This window comes from Streptomyces mayonensis (assembly GCF_018982965.1).
In the GTDB taxonomy this organism is placed as follows: Bacteria; Actinomycetota; Actinomycetes; order Streptomycetales; family Streptomycetaceae; genus Streptomyces; species Streptomyces mayonensis.
Genome location: NZ_JACBYP010000286.1, coordinates 1 through 518, shown reverse-complemented (window position 1 = coordinate 518; position 518 = coordinate 1). Strand labels below are relative to the sequence as shown.

The following is a 518-nucleotide window of genomic DNA, read 5'->3' as shown; positions in this document are numbered from 1 at the left end:
CCGAAGAGGAAGGTGATCAGGAAGCCGGTGGACCACAGCATCGGTGTCTCGAAGGACAACGACCCCTTCCACATGGTGCCGATCCAGTTGAAGAACTTCACCCCGGTCGGGACCGCGATCAGGAAGGTCATGAAGGAGAAGAACGGCAGCAGTACCCCGCCCGTGACGTACATGTGGTGCGCCCACACCGTCACCGACAGACCCGCGATCGCGATCGTCGCCGCGATCAGACCCATGTAACCGAAGATCGGCTTGCGCGAGAAGACCGGGATGATCTCCGAGACGATGCCGAAGAACGGCAGCGCGATGATGTACACCTCGGGATGCCCGAAGAACCAGAACAGGTGCTGCCAGAGCAACGCCCCGCCGTTGGCCGAGTCGAAGATGTGCGCACCGAACTTCCGGTCCGCCTCGAGGGCGAACAGGGCCGCCGCCAGGACCGGGAAGGCCAGCAGGACCAGCACACCGGTCAGCAGCACGTTCCACGTGAAGATCGGCATGCGGAACATCGTCATGCC

1 protein-coding gene is annotated in these 518 nt (G+C 62.7%); it reads right to left on the bottom strand.

The window, feature by feature from the left end:
* Positions 1-518 (bottom strand): cbb3-type cytochrome c oxidase subunit I (locus HZS56_RS37880; protein WP_216725335.1); only part of this gene is annotated, 518 nt, incomplete at both ends.